The 12,903-nt window shown below is 63.3% G+C and carries 19 protein-coding genes; 11 read left to right on the top strand and 8 right to left on the bottom strand.

The features are described from left to right. Positions 1-130 precede the first annotated feature (130 nt). The 8 genes from IVB29_RS30770 to IVB29_RS30735 all read left to right on the top strand — a co-directional run bounded on the left by IVB29_RS30770 (position 131) and on the right by IVB29_RS30735 (position 6,667). Positions 131-283: an aa3-type cytochrome c oxidase subunit IV gene (locus tag IVB29_RS30770; protein ID WP_008136857.1), complete on the top strand. Its 153-nt coding sequence runs from the start codon at positions 131-133 to the stop codon at positions 281-283. Between the two features lie 140 nt (positions 284-423). After that, positions 424-1,551, top strand: a complete 1,128-nt coding sequence (locus IVB29_RS30765; protein WP_247507167.1) for a Re/Si-specific NAD(P)(+) transhydrogenase subunit alpha — start codon at positions 424-426, stop codon at positions 1,549-1,551. Between the two features lie 11 nt (positions 1,552-1,562). Continuing rightward, a complete protein-coding gene (locus IVB29_RS30760; protein ID WP_247507166.1) occupies positions 1,563-1,880 on the top strand; it encodes a proton-translocating transhydrogenase family protein in 318 nt (105 codons plus the stop codon). A 39-nt stretch (positions 1,881-1,919) separates the two neighbouring features. Continuing rightward, on the top strand, positions 1,920-3,317 hold the full coding sequence (locus IVB29_RS30755) for an NAD(P)(+) transhydrogenase (Re/Si-specific) subunit beta (RefSeq protein WP_247507165.1): 1,398 nt from the start codon (positions 1,920-1,922) through the stop codon (positions 3,315-3,317). Positions 3,318-3,339: 22 nt separating this feature from the next. Continuing rightward, the gene (locus IVB29_RS30750; RefSeq protein WP_247507164.1) at positions 3,340-4,140 is read left to right on the top strand and encodes an alpha/beta hydrolase; all 801 of its coding nucleotides are present in this window, start codon (positions 3,340-3,342) and stop codon (positions 4,138-4,140) included. A gap of 60 nt (positions 4,141-4,200) precedes the next feature. Continuing rightward, the gene (locus IVB29_RS30745; protein ID WP_247507163.1) at positions 4,201-5,298 is read left to right on the top strand and encodes an ionic transporter y4hA; all 1,098 of its coding nucleotides are present in this window, start codon (positions 4,201-4,203) and stop codon (positions 5,296-5,298) included. Between the two features lie 25 nt (positions 5,299-5,323). Continuing rightward, the gene (locus IVB29_RS30740; RefSeq protein WP_247507162.1) at positions 5,324-5,608 is read left to right on the top strand and encodes a cupin domain-containing protein; all 285 of its coding nucleotides are present in this window, start codon (positions 5,324-5,326) and stop codon (positions 5,606-5,608) included. A gap of 93 nt (positions 5,609-5,701) precedes the next feature. Then, positions 5,702-6,667 carry a hypothetical protein gene (locus IVB29_RS30735; protein ID WP_247507161.1) on the top strand — a complete coding sequence of 322 codons (966 nt, stop codon included), beginning with the start codon at positions 5,702-5,704 and terminating at the stop codon, positions 6,665-6,667. Between the two features lie 16 nt (positions 6,668-6,683). On the opposite strand, the gene IVB29_RS30730 is transcribed toward IVB29_RS30735, so the two are convergent. Further along, entirely contained in the window at positions 6,684-7,334 is a 651-nt protein-coding gene (locus IVB29_RS30730) for a tetratricopeptide repeat protein (protein WP_247507160.1), read from the bottom strand. Positions 7,335-7,579: 245 nt separating this feature from the next. Continuing rightward, positions 7,580-7,894, bottom strand: coding sequence for a 30S ribosomal protein S21 (rpsU, locus tag IVB29_RS30725; RefSeq protein WP_092034617.1), 315 nt, complete (start codon positions 7,892-7,894; stop codon positions 7,580-7,582). Between the two features lie 262 nt (positions 7,895-8,156). On the opposite strand from rpsU, the gene aqpZ reads away from it, so the two are divergent. Continuing rightward, on the top strand, positions 8,157-8,879 hold the full coding sequence (aqpZ, locus tag IVB29_RS30720; protein WP_247507159.1) for an aquaporin Z: 723 nt from the start codon (positions 8,157-8,159) through the stop codon (positions 8,877-8,879). A 36-nt stretch (positions 8,880-8,915) separates the two neighbouring features. Here the strand turns inward: aqpZ and IVB29_RS30715 are convergent, their stop codons facing one another. From IVB29_RS30715 to IVB29_RS38605, 3 genes are all read right to left on the bottom strand, one after another. Beyond that, positions 8,916-10,022: a 5-(carboxyamino)imidazole ribonucleotide synthase gene (locus tag IVB29_RS30715; RefSeq protein ID WP_247507158.1), complete on the bottom strand. Its 1,107-nt coding sequence runs from the start codon at positions 10,020-10,022 to the stop codon at positions 8,916-8,918. Next, the gene (purE, locus tag IVB29_RS30710) at positions 10,019-10,507 is read right to left on the bottom strand and encodes a 5-(carboxyamino)imidazole ribonucleotide mutase (protein ID WP_247507157.1); all 489 of its coding nucleotides are present in this window, start codon (positions 10,505-10,507) and stop codon (positions 10,019-10,021) included. The genes IVB29_RS30715 and purE overlap by 4 nt, the downstream gene beginning before the upstream one ends. A gap of 92 nt (positions 10,508-10,599) precedes the next feature. Continuing rightward, on the bottom strand, positions 10,600-10,779 hold the full coding sequence (locus IVB29_RS38605) for a hypothetical protein (protein ID WP_247507702.1): 180 nt from the start codon (positions 10,777-10,779) through the stop codon (positions 10,600-10,602). On the opposite strand from IVB29_RS38605, the gene IVB29_RS30700 reads away from it, so the two are divergent. Then, the gene (locus IVB29_RS30700; protein ID WP_247507156.1) at positions 10,706-11,386 is read left to right on the top strand and encodes a GGDEF domain-containing protein; all 681 of its coding nucleotides are present in this window, start codon (positions 10,706-10,708) and stop codon (positions 11,384-11,386) included. The two genes, IVB29_RS38605 and IVB29_RS30700, sit on opposite strands and share 74 nt — an antisense overlap. 2 nt (positions 11,387-11,388) lie before the next feature. Here the strand turns inward: IVB29_RS30700 and IVB29_RS30695 are convergent, their stop codons facing one another. From IVB29_RS30695 to IVB29_RS30685, 3 genes are all read right to left on the bottom strand, one after another. Continuing rightward, positions 11,389-11,640, bottom strand: a complete 252-nt coding sequence (locus IVB29_RS30695; protein WP_092034622.1) for a hypothetical protein — start codon at positions 11,638-11,640, stop codon at positions 11,389-11,391. A gap of 102 nt (positions 11,641-11,742) precedes the next feature. After that, a complete protein-coding gene (locus tag IVB29_RS30690) occupies positions 11,743-11,961 on the bottom strand; it encodes a hypothetical protein (RefSeq protein ID WP_247507155.1) in 219 nt (72 codons plus the stop codon). Between the two features lie 127 nt (positions 11,962-12,088). Beyond that, on the bottom strand, positions 12,089-12,295 hold the full coding sequence (locus tag IVB29_RS30685) for a DUF465 domain-containing protein (RefSeq protein WP_247507154.1): 207 nt from the start codon (positions 12,293-12,295) through the stop codon (positions 12,089-12,091). Between the two features lie 329 nt (positions 12,296-12,624). Between IVB29_RS30685 and IVB29_RS30680 the strand changes: the two genes are divergently transcribed. Then, positions 12,625-12,804: a DUF465 domain-containing protein gene (locus IVB29_RS30680; protein ID WP_007596254.1), complete on the top strand. Its 180-nt coding sequence runs from the start codon at positions 12,625-12,627 to the stop codon at positions 12,802-12,804. The last annotated feature ends 99 nt before the right edge of the window (positions 12,805-12,903 follow it).

Here is a 12,903-nt window from a genome sequence, read left to right as displayed (position 1 = left end):
TCCAGGCTTCCCGCCAATCGGAATTCCAAATGACCCGATTTGCGGCAAAACCGCGTCTGCCTGCCGTTGCCCTGCCCGAAGGATTAAGGTATCCCAGCCCAAGAATTCGACTTGCGACTGGGGACAATCCATGGCTGACCATAGCGAAGTGGCGTACACCACGGCTGACGGCAACGACTATGTTGCCCACGAGCAGACCTATGAGGGCTTCATCAAGCTGGTGAAGTACGGAACAGCCTCGGTCGCGCTCATCGTCATCCTGATGGCGATCTTCCTGACCTGATCCATCGCCTGCCGCATCCGCCAGCGCCGGCGGCTGCTTATAAAATTTGCATACAAGCCGGTTCCAAAAACCGGTATCCAACGTTGCGGGAGTGACGCTAAGTTCGCGTGCGCGTTTTTGCCCGCGTCGCCGGAGGGCCTATGAAGATCGCCGTTGCCAAGGAAATCGATCCGTCGGAGCCGCGCGTTGCCGCTTCGCCTGATACGGTGAAGAAATTCAAGGCGCTGGGCGCCGAGATCGCCATTGAGCCGGGCGCCGGCCTCAAGTCGGGCCTGCCGGATTCCGAATTCACCGCCGTGGGCGCCACCGTCAGCGCCGACGCGCTGAAGGACGCCGACATCATCATCAAGGTGAAGCGCCCGGAGGCCTCCGAGCTTTCGCAGTACAAGCGCGGCGCGCTCGTCATCGCCATCATGGACCCCTATGGCAACGAGGCGGCGCTGAAGACGATCGCCGATGCCGGCGTCTCCGCCTTCGCGATGGAATTGATGCCGCGCATCACGCGCGCGCAGGTGATGGACGTGCTGTCCTCGCAGGCCAACCTTGCCGGCTACCGCGCCGTGATCGAGGGCGCCGAGGCCTTCGGCCGCGCTTTCCCGATGATGATGACCGCCGCCGGCACCGTGCCCGCCGCAAGAGTGTTCGTGATGGGCGTCGGCGTTGCCGGTCTGCAGGCGATCGCAACGGCGCGCCGTCTCGGCGCCGTCGTCACCGCGACCGACGTGCGGCCTGCGACCAAGGAGCAGGTGGAATCGCTCGGTGCGAAATTCCTCGCCGTCGAGGACGAGGAGTTCAAGAACGCACAGACCGCCGGCGGTTATGCCAAGGAAATGTCGAAAGAATACCAGGCCAAGCAGGCCGCGCTTACCGCCGAGCACATCAAGAAGCAGGACATTGTCATCACCACCGCGCTGATTCCGGGTCGGCCCGCGCCGAAGCTCGTCTCGGCCGAGATGGTCAAGTCGATGAAGCCGGGTTCGGTACTGGTCGATCTCGCCGTCGAGCGCGGCGGCAACGTCGAGGGCGCAAGGCCGGGCGAGGTCGCCGAGGTCGATGGCATCAAGATCGTCGGCTACACCAATGTCGCCGGCCGCGTCGCGGCGTCGGCCTCCAGCCTCTACGCGCGCAATTTGTTCAACTTCATCGAAACGATGGTCGACAAGGCCAACAAATCGCTGGCGGTGAACTGGGACGATGAGCTCGTCAAGGCGACCGCGCTGACGAAAGACGGCGCCGTCATCCACCCGAACTTCCAGCCCAAGGTTTAAGGAGAGCCGCCATGGAGCATGTTGCACAGGTCGTCGATCCCTTCGTCTTCCGGCTGTCGATTTTCGTTCTCGCCGTTTTCGTCGGTTATTTCGTGGTGTGGTCGGTGACCCCTGCGCTGCATACGCCGCTGATGAGCGTGACCAACGCGATCTCCTCGGTGATCGTGGTCGGTGCGCTGCTCGCGGTCGGCGTCGGCATGGTTTCGAGCGGCTCTGGCTGGGCGCGGGGCTTCGGCTTCATCGCGCTCATCTTTGCCTGCGTGAACATCTTCGGCGGCTTCCTTGTCACCCAGCGCATGCTGGCGATGTACAAGAAGAAGTCGAAGTAAGCGGCCACCTCGGGCTGAAGGGATCAATGGGGACCTGAGATGAGCGCCAACCTCTCTGCATTTTTGTATCTCGTGGCGGGAGTGCTGTTCATCCTGTCGCTGCGCGGGCTGTCGAGCCCGGCTTCGTCGCGCCAGGGTAATTTGTTCGGCATGATCGGCATGGGGATCGCGGTCGCGACCACGCTCGCCAGTCATCCGCCGGCGGACGGCGTCGCCTGGATCCTCGTGATTCTCGGTATCGCCATCGGCGGCAGCATCGGCGCGGTGATCGCCCGCCGCGTGCCGATGACGTCGATGCCGGAGCTGGTCGCCGCCTTCCACTCGCTGGTCGGCATGGCCGCGGTGCTGGTCGCCGCCGGCGCGTTCTACGCGCCCGAGGCCTTCGACATCGGCACCCCCGGCAACATCCATCCGCAGAGCCTGGTCGAGATGTCGCTCGGCGTCGCCATCGGTGCGCTGACCTTCACCGGCTCGGTGATCGCGTTCCTGAAGCTGTCCGCGCGCATGAGCGGATCGCCGATCATCCTGCCGTTCCGTCACATCATCAATATCGTGCTTGCCGTTCTGCTCGTCGTCTTCATCGTCGGTCTCGTGATGTCGGGCAGCGCGCTGGACTTCTGGCTGATCGTCATCATCGCGCTGGCGCTCGGCGTGCTCATGATCATCCCGATCGGCGGCGCCGACATGCCGGTCGTGATCTCGATGCTGAATTCTTACTCCGGCTGGGCGGCCGCGGGCATCGGCTTCACGCTCGGCAATTCCGCGCTGATCATCACCGGCGCGCTGGTGGGCTCGTCCGGCGCGATCCTGTCCTACATCATGTGCCACGCGATGAACCGGTCCTTCATCTCGGTCATCCTCGGCGGCTTCGGCGGCGAGACCGCGGCGGCCGGCGGCGGCAGTGCCGAGCAGAAGCCCGTCAAGCTCGGCTCGGCCGACGATGCCGCCTTCATCATGAAGAACGCCCAGAAGGTCATCATCGTGCCCGGCTACGGCATGGCGGTGGCGCAAGCCCAGCATGCGCTGCGCGAAATGGGCGACATCCTGAAGAAGGAAGGCGTCGAGGTGAAGTACGCCATTCATCCGGTCGCGGGCCGCATGCCCGGCCACATGAACGTGCTGCTTGCCGAAGCCAACGTGCCCTATGACGAGGTGTTCGAGCTCGAGGACATCAACTCCGAGTTCGCGCAGGCCGACATCGCCTTCGTGATCGGCGCCAACGACGTCACCAATCCGGCCGCCGAAGACGACAAGACCTCGCCGATCTACGGCATGCCGGTGCTCCAGGTCTGGAAGGCCGGCACCGTGATGTTCATCAAGCGCTCGCTCGCTTCGGGCTATGCGGGCATCGACAATCCGCTGTTTTATCGCGACAACACCATGATGCTGCTCGGCGACGCCAAGAAGGTCACCGAGAGCATCGTCAAGGCGATGTAGCGCCGGAGAGCCGGCGATAGCGATGACATTCCTGAAATGGATCGCCATCGTCGTTGCCGCCGGCTATTGCGCGGGTCTCGTCCTGCTTTTCGTGAAGCAGCGTGCCATGCTGTTTCCGATCCCGACCACCGAGCGCACCGCGCCCGCCGCCGCGGGATTTCCGCAGGCTGAAGAGCACGTCCTCACCACATCCGACGGCGAGAAGGTCATCGTCTGGCACGTGGCGCCAAAGCCTGGGCGTTCTGTTGTCCTGTTCTTTCCGGGCAATGGCGACTTCCTTGCAGGGCGCGTCAGCCGCTTCAAAGGTATCACGGCCGACGGCACGGGCCTCGTCGCGCTGTCCTATCGCGGCTACGCCGGCTCGACCGGCGCGCCGAGCGAGCAGGGCCTGTTGCAGGACGCGGCAGCCGCCTACGCCTTTGCGACAGAACGCTACGACGCACAGCGCATCGTCGCCTGGGGATTCTCGCTCGGCACCGGCGTTGCTGTTGCGGTCGCATCCGAGCATCCGGTCGGAAAATTGATTCTGGAAGCTCCCTACACGTCGACGGTCGACGTTGCCGCTTCGCTCTTTCGCTTCATTCCGATTCGCCTCCTGATGCGCGACCAGTTTCACTCCGACGAGCGAATCGCCCGCGTCACGGTGCCGTTGCTGATCATGCACGGCACGAATGATCCGGCTATTCCCATCACGTTCGGCGAACGCCTGTTTGCTCTTGCGCACGAACCGAAGAAGCTGGTGCGGTTTCCCGGGGGAGGCCACGAAAATCTCGATGATTTCGGGGCTTTGGAGACCGCGCGAAACTTCATCAATGGGTCCTGAGGGCTGACGGGCGCGATCTTCTCGCGCATAATCGATCCCCCATTTGAAGGAATCGTCTGCATGAGCGCGCACGGACCGATGCCGAGGTCGTCCTGGATCTTCCCCGCTCTGGCGGTGCTGCTGTTCCTGATCGTCACCGCGACCGGCTACGGCTTTACACTGACGGCCGGCGGCGGCTTGTTTGCGATCGTCCTGCTGGTGATCCTGTTCGGGACTGTGTTCGCGGCCGTTCATCATTCCGAGGTGATCGCGGAGCGGATCGGCGAGCCCTACGGCACGCTGCTGCTGACGCTGGCGGTCACCATCATCGAGGTCGCGCTGATCACCACGATCATGCTGGGCGACAAGCCGGCGCCGGAACTCGCGCGCGACACCGTGTTCGCGGTCGTGATGATCGTCTGCAACGGCCTGGTCGGCCTCTGCGTCTTCATCGGCGGGCTTCGTTACCGCGAGCAGGGCTTTCAGGTCTCGGGCGCCAACGTCTATCTCAGCGGGCTGATCGCGCTGGCGACCATCACACTGATCATGCCCAATTACACGCTGACAACACCCGGCCCGGTCTATTCGACGATCCAGCTCGGCTTTGTCGATGTCGTCACGATCGTGCTGTATGGCGTGTTTCTCTATACCCAGACCGTCCTGCACAAGGATTACTTCGTCCACGAGAGGGCGGAGGGCGAGGGCGGGGAGGCACACCTGTCGGGCAAGATGCTGGTGCTCAGCATCGCGCTGCTGCTGATCTCGCTGCTGGCCGTCGTTCTCCTCGCCAAGAAGTTCTCGCTGGTCGTCGACGCCGTCGCCGACAGGATCGGTGCCCCGCCGGCGTTTGCCGGCCTCCTGGTCGCGCTTCTGATCCTGATGCCGGAAGGCGTCGCCGCGGTTGCGGCGGCCCGCAAGAACGATCTCCAGAAGAGCATCAATCTGGCGCTCGGGTCATCCCTCGCAACCATCGGCTTGACCATCCCGGCGGTCGGGCTCGCCACCTATGTGCTGGACCAGCCGCTGGTGCTGGGCTTGAACCCGGCGAACACCGCGTTGCTGTTCCTGACATTCTTGCTGAGCATGCTGACCTTCGGCACGGGCAGGACCAATGTCCTGTTCGGACTGGTCCATATGGTGGTATTTGCAGTCTACGTGTTCATGGTGTTCGTGCCCTGAAGCGACACGTCCCAGGGGAGTTCCGATGCTTGCCGCCAAGTCCGAGGTCCAGATCGACAACGAAGAGGTCCGGGTGACCGAATGGCGGCTACCGCCGGGCAGCGCGACCGGGCATCACACCCACGGGATGGACTACGTGATCGTTCCCGTCGTGGCCGGCGAGATGACCATCGTGGCGCCGAATGGGGAGCGTTCGAAGGCGCAGCTCGCGGCCGGAAAATCCTACTTTCGCAAGACCGGCGTCCAACATGACGTACTTAACGAAACCTCAACCGAGATCGTGTTCCTTGAGATCGAGCTGAAGCCGTAAGGCACCCGTAACCTTTGCCATCGATCCGTCGCAGTTGATCCCTTACAATGCCCCAAAGTTCCCGCATCTGATCGCGCGGGGAGTGGCCGAGAAATGCTGAAATACCTCGCTAAAATCTCGATGGATATCTTACCCTCGGTGCTCGCAACGATCATCGGGGCTTACATCGTTAACCACTACATCAACGCCAAGCCGGCGGCTGATACCCCTGCGGCCATCACTGCACCTGCCGAGGCCGGCAAGGATGGCAAGCCTGCCGACACCGCCAGCCTCCCCGCTCCCGGCGTCAAGGCCAAGGGCGTCTCAGAGAAGAACGTGACCGAGAAGGCGGCGGTCGAGAAGCCTGCCGACAAGTCCGAGACCAAAACTGCAGACACCAAGGCTGCGGACGTTGCTCCCTCCGACACCTCCCACGGCCGCTCCCCGGCGCGTGAGAAGGCGGCCGCGAAGTCTGCTCCGGCGGCCACCGCTCCAGTGGTGGAGGCCAATTCGGCGCCGGCTGCTGCATCCCCGATCGCGACCCCCGACGCCAACGATCTGGCGCGTGCCGCCATCGAGCGCCTGCGCAAATCGCCTGAGGGCAAATCTGCTGAGACCAAGGCGGCTGAAAAGGCTGCTGAGGCCAAAGCGGCCGAAAAGGCTGCTGAAGCAAAGGCAGCCGAAGCCAAATCCGCCGAGACCAAGCCGGCCGAGCGGACCCCCGAGCCCGCGATGCGCGAAGCCGCCCGCATCCCGGAGGCCCCGCGCGTCGTCACGACCGAGCCGTCCATGGTCCGTCCGCTGCCGCCGCCGATCACGGTGTCCACGCCCTCACCCGAGGCCTACGGCAATAGCGGTTCGTCGCCGCCCTACACGGCCTCGGTCGGCAACGACGACCCGAATCGGATCACGCCTCCGGCTGACATTCCCGTGCCGATGATCGCGCCGCCGCTCGATCTGCGTGCCGATGCTGGCGCAGCCATGCCGCGGCCGAAGAAAACCAATGTCGCCGACGAGATGCTGTCGGGCATGAAGTCGATGTTCCACTCCGTCCTGCCGAAGGGCTCCACCCCCGATTAAGGCGGTATCTACGCTGTCAGCCGCCGACGCGGGCGAGGCCGCTGCGGGCGGCATCGTCGCGTGGACGAAGAGCGACAGCCTTGTTGTAGGACGCGGCCGCCTTGGCCTTGTCGCCCAGCCGCTCATAGACCTGTCCCCGCGCGGTCCAGACCTGAGCACTGTGCGGATCGGCCTCGGAGGCTTCGTCGAGATCGGCCGCCGCTTCCTTGACCTTGCCGAGGGCGAGATAGCTGATGGCGCGGCCGAGCAGCGGCTCGGCCTTTTGTGGATTGAGTCCGTTGGCGGCGCTGAAATCGGCGACCGCGAAATCGTGCTCGTTGTTGCCTTGATAGATCAGGCCGCGACCATAGAGCGCCTGTGCATTGTAGGGATCGAGCGCAACGGCGCGATTGAACTCGTCCAGCGCTGAGGCCGTTTCACCTGACTTGGCGAGAGCCTGGGCCTTTGCGGTGTGGGCCTGGGCTTCGGCGACGCTGCCGGCGCTGACCGCGCTCTCCGGGGCTGCGGCCGCCTTGGGCGCTTCCTGCGGCTTGTCCTTCTCCGGCATCAACGATCCCAGGTCGAAGGAGCAGCCGCAGAGTGCAATCCCCATCAAAGCCAGGGCGAAAGGCTGTTGCCAGATCTGGCGCAGCCGCGCCAAGCCGCGCTCGGGGAAAGGGGAGGCCATCTACGGTTCGCTCGCGCTAGAGCATGATCCGGATCCGAAGGACCGCGTTGGCGAAAAGTGTGCAGCGGTTTTCTGAAAAGATCATGCTCAAACAACAAACTAAAGTGCGATGACGTCTCAACCCAATCTCATCGCGCTTTAGGCCGCATGGTAGTGCCCCGTCCCAGAAAGGCACCGCTCACAAAACAATAACGCGGGCCAGGGGCCCGCGTCATCGAAAACTCAGTTGTGCAGCTTTGGCAAAATCAGCGCGGTCCGCGCGGACCTGCACCTGCGCCCGCACCCGCACCCGGGCCGCCACGACCGCCGCGATCACCACCGGGACCAGCACCGAACACCGGCTTCGGCTTCATCGGCAGCAGGCCTTCACGCTGCAACTTCTTGCGGGCCAGCTTGCGCGCGCGGCGCACGGCTTCGGCCTTTTCGCGGGCCTTCTTCTCAGAGGGCTTCTCGTAGTGGCCGCGGAGCTTCATCTCGCGGAAAATACCCTCACGCTGCATCTTCTTCTTCAGCGCCTTGAGGGCTTGGTCGACATTGTTATCGCGAACGAGAACCTGCACGCGGCATCCTCTTCAGTGGATCGGATTTGAATTCTGGTAAGTCTAAGGGGATGGCTAAACGCCCGGCCCTTAACCTTGAGGGCGCGGATGTATCAGACAAAACCCGACATGTCCACCTGTGAGGCGGCTTTTCGGGCCAAGTTACGCCATTAAATGGGGCGAAAACTCGCCGGAGGCTCGCAATTTGGGTGGTTTGGCGCCAAAAGGCGGGCCGTTCTCCGGAAGTAGATTCGGAGATTCTGGAAATCAGGGGAGACACGACATGGACATGAAGAAATACGTCGCGGAGGCCATCGGCACGTTCTGGCTCACATTCGCAGGCTGCGGCAGCGCGGTGATCGCGGCCGGTTTCCCGCAAGTCGGGATCGGCCTGGTCGGCGTGTCCCTGGCCTTCGGATTGAGCGTGGTCACCATGGCCTATGCGATCGGTCACATCTCGGGCTGTCATCTCAATCCGGCCGTCACGGTCGGCCTTGCCGCCGGCGGGCGCTTTCCGGTCGGCCAGATCCTGCCTTACGTGATCGCGCAGGTCTGCGGCGCGATCGTCGCCGCCGAACTGCTCTACATCATCGCCAGCGGTGCCCCCGGCTTCGACATCACCAAGGGCTTCGCGTCGAACGGGTACGATGCGCATTCGCCGGGGCAGTACAGCCTTGTCGCCTGCTTCGTCACCGAGGTGGTGATGACCATGATGTTCCTGTTCGTCATCATGGGCGCCACCCACGGCCGTGCACCCGCTGGATTCGCACCGCTCGCGATCGGGCTCGCGCTGGTGATGATTCATCTCGTCAGCATCCCCGTCACCAACACGTCGGTGAACCCGGCGCGCAGCACCGGTCCCGCGCTGTTCGTCGGCGGCTGGGCCATGGCGCAGCTCTGGCTGTTCTGGGTCGCACCGCTGATCGGCGGCGCGCTGGGCGGGGTGGTCTATCGCTGGCTCAGCGAAGAGCCCTCAGGCGTCGTCGCTGGCGCAAAGACGGCCTGACCAAAAAACGGGATCGCAGCATTCGCTGCGGTCCCACTACTTGGCCTTGGTCGGCCTGACTTCAGTGACGTGGCCCATCTTGCGGCCGGGGCGTGGCGCGCCCTTGCCGTAGAGATGCACCGTGGCACCCGGGACGGTCAGCCATTTCTCGTAATCGTTGATCTCGTCGCCGATCAGATTGGTCATGGTGACGATTTCGCCGTGGCGCACCGGCTTGCCGAGCGGCCAGCCGGCGATGGCGCGGATGTGCTGCTCGAACTGCGAGACCGACGCGCCGTCGAGCGTCCAATGCCCGGAATTGTGCACGCGCGGGGCGATCTCGTTGACCAGTACTTTTGGTCCGCTGCCATTGGCGAGCACGAACATCTCCACCGCGAGCACGCCGACATAGTCGAGCGCGCTTGCGATCTTGCCGGCGATGCTGCGGGCTTCCTCGGCGAGCGCATCCGGAATTGGCGCGGGCGCGCGGGATATCTTCAGGATGTGGTCGCGATGCTCGTTCTCGGTGACGTCGAAGCATTCGACCTGGCCCGATGCCGAGCGCGCCGCGATTACGGAAATCTCGCGCTCGTACGGGATGAAGGCTTCCAGGATCGCCGATTTGGTGGCGAGGCTGGTCCAGACCTTGGCGATGTCGTCGCCCTCGCGGATGATGGCTTGGCCCTTGCCGTCATAGCCGAAGCGGCGGGTTTTCAGCACGGCCGGAAGGCCGATCCTGACGATGGCCTCGCGCAGCGAAGCGACCGAGGTGACGTCGGCATAGGCTGCGGTGCCGATGCCGATGCGGGTGACAAAATCCTTCTCGGCGAGCCGGTCCTGGGTGGTCTCGAGGATCTTGCGGTTGGGCAGCACGGGCCGGCGCGCGTCCAGCACCATTGCGGCTGCCGACGGCACGTTCTCGAATTCGTAGGTGATGACGTCGACGTCGCTCGCGAACAGTTCGAGCGCCTCGACGTCGGCATATTCGGCGCAGGTCGCGTTCAGCACGACGTCGAAGGCCGGCGAGTCCGGATCGGGCGAGAACACCTGGCAGCGCAGGCCGAGCCGCGCCGCAGCCATCGCCAGCATCCGCCCGAGTTGTCCGCCGCCGAGGATGCCGATGGTGTCGCCGGGCTTCAGCTTTACCTGCTTTGCGTCCGTCACGCCTTGTCCTCCGGGCGCTCGGCGACCGCATCGGTCTGTGCCTTGCGCCAGGCGGCGAGGCGATCGGACAAAGCGGGGTCGGACAAGGCCAGCACGGCGGCCGCCAGCAGCGCGGCGTTGATGGCGCCGGCCTTGCCGATGGCGAGGGTGCCGACCGGGATGCCCGCTGGCATCTGCACGATCGAATAGAGCGAATCGATGCCTTTCATCGTCCTGGATTCGACGGGAACGCCGAACACCGGCAGTTCCGTCAGCGCCGCCGCCATGCCCGGCAGATGCGCAGCGCCACCGGCGCCGGCAATGATGACCTTGAAGCCTGCCGCCTTGGCGCCCTTGGCGAAGGCAACCAGCCTGTCAGGGGTACGGTGGGCCGAAACGATGCGGGTGTCTGCGCTAACGCCCAAAGCTGCGAGCGTGTCGGCGGCGTGCCGCATCGTCTCCCAGTCAGACTGGCTTCCCATGATGATGGCGATCGGCGCGGTCATGACGTCAATTGTGCTCGGAAAACAGAAGGATAGGCCAGATTAACGGTTCCGGCCGGTGGCTCGCAAGGCGGTGGCAAGGAGAAGGGAATGGACTATCCTGTCTTGGTGAATCCCCGCAAGCCTTCATTGAGCAGGATGCCCATGAAGAAACCAAAAAGGGCGAGCGCTGCGAAGGCCAAAAAGGGCCGAAAAGCGGGCGTGAGCCGATCCAAAACCGCCCCGAAGCGCCCGGCCAAGAGACCGACTAAGAATCCGGTCAAGAATTCGGTCATGCCGACACCGCGCGGAGCGTCGACCGCCGACGACACCCAGGCGACCATCCGCGGTCTCCGGAGCAAGCTCAAGGCGGCGGAGCGACGGGTCGCGGAGCTGGAAGCTGCCGCCGACACCGATTTCCTGCTCGAGATCCCGAACCGTCGCGGCTTCGAGCGCGAGCTCACGCGCGCCGTCGCCTACATGAAGCGGTATCGCGCCAGCGGCGCGCTGATCGTGCTCGACGTCGACCGGCTGAAGCCGATCAACGATTCCTTCGGCCACGCCGCCGGCGACGAGGTGCTCAAGGCGATCGCGGCGACCCTGACGCGGCAGATCCGCGCCTCGGACGTGGTCGGCCGGCTTGGCGGCGACGAATTCGCGCTGCTGCTCTGGAATCTCAGCGAGACCGATGCCAAGGCGAAGGCGGCGGCCTTCGAGCAGGCGATCGACGAATTGTCCTTTGTCTTTCGCGGCCAGCACGTGACCGCGGGCGCCTCCGTCGGCGTCGCGCTGCTGGGAGCGCAGTCCGATTCAGGCCGTGCCATGGAGGAAGCCGATGCCGCCATGTATGTGCGCAAGGCCAGCCGGCGGCACGAGCCTCGGATCAGGCTTGTGAGTAACTGATCTTACAGCGTGGCGAGATCTTCCGGCACGTTGCCGAATTTGCGCAGCAGCGTGGCATCGCCGAATTCTCCTGTCATGGGGTCGCCGCTGCGGCTGAACGCGACCGCGCCGATGTTGCCTGCACCGTGCGACAAGATCTCGGCGCGCCGCAACGCGGCCGTCGAGCTCTGGCATTCCTCCGCGGCGCCCGCGACAGGCGATCCGTCAGCATCGATCAGGAAGGGCATTGCAACGTAATAGGTCACGTCCGACATGGCGTTGCGCTCCAATGGAGCATGATCCGGAAAAGTGTGAAGCGGTTTTCCGATAAGATCATGCTGAAAAAATCAAAGCGCGATCTCGTCGCGCTTTGAAACTCAGGCGGCGCTGCTCTTGCTCCGCATCTTGCCGCGCGAGGTCTCCGGAATGCAGCCGGCCGAAATTGCCGCCTGCAATTCTTCCAGCTCTGCTTCCAGATATTCGTTGGCCATGATCAGCGCCTTGATGGTGCTGCGCAGATTGCCGTCGCACATCGCGATCGCCTGATCGCAGGCCTGTTCATAATGGCTGTTGTCGAGAAGGGCGGTTGCCGACATCTGCGTTATCCTCAGTGTTTCTCGGGCGTTCCCAGGGGCGTTGGGCTGGCTAAATGTTCCTATTTTGTTCTTTTGGAGTCAAGCGGATTCACATGCGGCGGGGCTGCCGCAAAAGCTGCCCTGTGGATCAGGCGATGATGTCGGGCGTGATCTGGTCTTCGATGAACGCGATGCGGTCGCGCAACAACAGCTTGCGCTTCTTCAACCGCTGCAACCGCAATAGGTCGGGGGCAGGCGATTGATGCAGTGCATCGATCGCGGCATCGAGATCTCGGTGTTCCTGGTGCAACCGGGCGAGCTCGGTTTCGAGTTCGCGCGCATCTTCATTGGTCATGTCTGCGGTGGCCGAAAAACCGATAGGCGTGAGATTAAGGCTGTGGATGCCCTGTGGAAATTATCGTCCTTGCGCGGCGTGATCGCAAGCGATCTCGGGTAGCCGCCCATCGATCTCCCGCAAGATATTTCGACGATTCGCGGCAGTGCTGCGCAAGCGCATTGATATCATGGATTTTTCCAGCGTGGTTCCATTACTCACGCTTCGTTACATATGAATTTTCAAAAATGACACTGCGACGACGGATACCCATCGACAGAACGAATCGGTGATGTAGACTTCCTCGTCCGGATCGAATCCAAGGTTCATCCCTACCGAGGAGGTTTCGAATGACAATTCAGGCACATCTGGTTGAATTGGAACGGAAGCATAAAACTCTCGAAAACGAATTGCACGAAGCTCTCGTGCACCTTTCAACAGACGACCTGCAAATTGTTGAGTTGAAGCGCCGGAAGTTGATGGTCAAGGACCAGATCGAGCGTTTGAGGCACGGCGACACGCTCCACTAGTAATCCCTGTAACAGCGTCAAGTTGATCGCATCCTTTCACGCAGGGATGAGAGCGTTCGCGCTCATCCCTGCTGCAAGGTGCGGCATCGCGTGCGCGTG

This window comes from Bradyrhizobium sp. 1 (assembly GCF_023073315.1).
GTDB lineage: Bacteria > Pseudomonadota > Alphaproteobacteria > Rhizobiales > Xanthobacteraceae > Bradyrhizobium.
The sequence above is the reverse complement of the archived record's forward strand: the minus strand, read 5'-3'. Positions and strand labels throughout refer to the sequence as shown.

Excerpts from the sequence above, each read along its gene's own strand:
- IVB29_RS30770 (WP_008136857.1), top strand. The coding sequence starts at position 131 with ATGGCTGACCATAGCGAAGTGGCGTACACCACGGCTGACGGCAACGAC.
- IVB29_RS30765 (WP_247507167.1), top strand. The coding sequence starts at position 424 with ATGAAGATCGCCGTTGCCAAGGAAATCGATCCGTCGGAGCCGCGCGTT.
- IVB29_RS30760 (WP_247507166.1), top strand. The coding sequence starts at position 1,563 with ATGGAGCATGTTGCACAGGTCGTCGATCCCTTCGTCTTCCGGCTGTCG.
- IVB29_RS30755 (WP_247507165.1), top strand. The coding sequence starts at position 1,920 with ATGAGCGCCAACCTCTCTGCATTTTTGTATCTCGTGGCGGGAGTGCTG.
- IVB29_RS30750 (WP_247507164.1), top strand. The coding sequence starts at position 3,340 with ATGACATTCCTGAAATGGATCGCCATCGTCGTTGCCGCCGGCTATTGC.
- IVB29_RS30745 (WP_247507163.1), top strand. The coding sequence starts at position 4,201 with ATGAGCGCGCACGGACCGATGCCGAGGTCGTCCTGGATCTTCCCCGCT.
- IVB29_RS30740 (WP_247507162.1), top strand. The coding sequence starts at position 5,324 with ATGCTTGCCGCCAAGTCCGAGGTCCAGATCGACAACGAAGAGGTCCGG.
- IVB29_RS30735 (WP_247507161.1), top strand. The coding sequence starts at position 5,702 with ATGCTGAAATACCTCGCTAAAATCTCGATGGATATCTTACCCTCGGTG.
- IVB29_RS30730 (WP_247507160.1), bottom strand. The coding sequence starts at position 7,334 with ATGGCCTCCCCTTTCCCCGAGCGCGGCTTGGCGCGGCTGCGCCAGATC.
- aqpZ (WP_247507159.1), top strand. The coding sequence starts at position 8,157 with ATGGACATGAAGAAATACGTCGCGGAGGCCATCGGCACGTTCTGGCTC.
- purE (WP_247507157.1), bottom strand. The coding sequence starts at position 10,507 with ATGACCGCGCCGATCGCCATCATCATGGGAAGCCAGTCTGACTGGGAG.
- IVB29_RS38605 (WP_247507702.1), bottom strand. The coding sequence starts at position 10,779 with ATGACCGAATTCTTGACCGGATTCTTAGTCGGTCTCTTGGCCGGGCGC.
- IVB29_RS30695 (WP_092034622.1), bottom strand. The coding sequence starts at position 11,640 with ATGTCGGACGTGACCTATTACGTTGCAATGCCCTTCCTGATCGATGCT.
- IVB29_RS30690 (WP_247507155.1), bottom strand. The coding sequence starts at position 11,961 with ATGTCGGCAACCGCCCTTCTCGACAACAGCCATTATGAACAGGCCTGC.
- IVB29_RS30685 (WP_247507154.1), bottom strand. The coding sequence starts at position 12,295 with ATGACCAATGAAGATGCGCGCGAACTCGAAACCGAGCTCGCCCGGTTG.
- IVB29_RS30680 (WP_007596254.1), top strand. The coding sequence starts at position 12,625 with ATGACAATTCAGGCACATCTGGTTGAATTGGAACGGAAGCATAAAACT.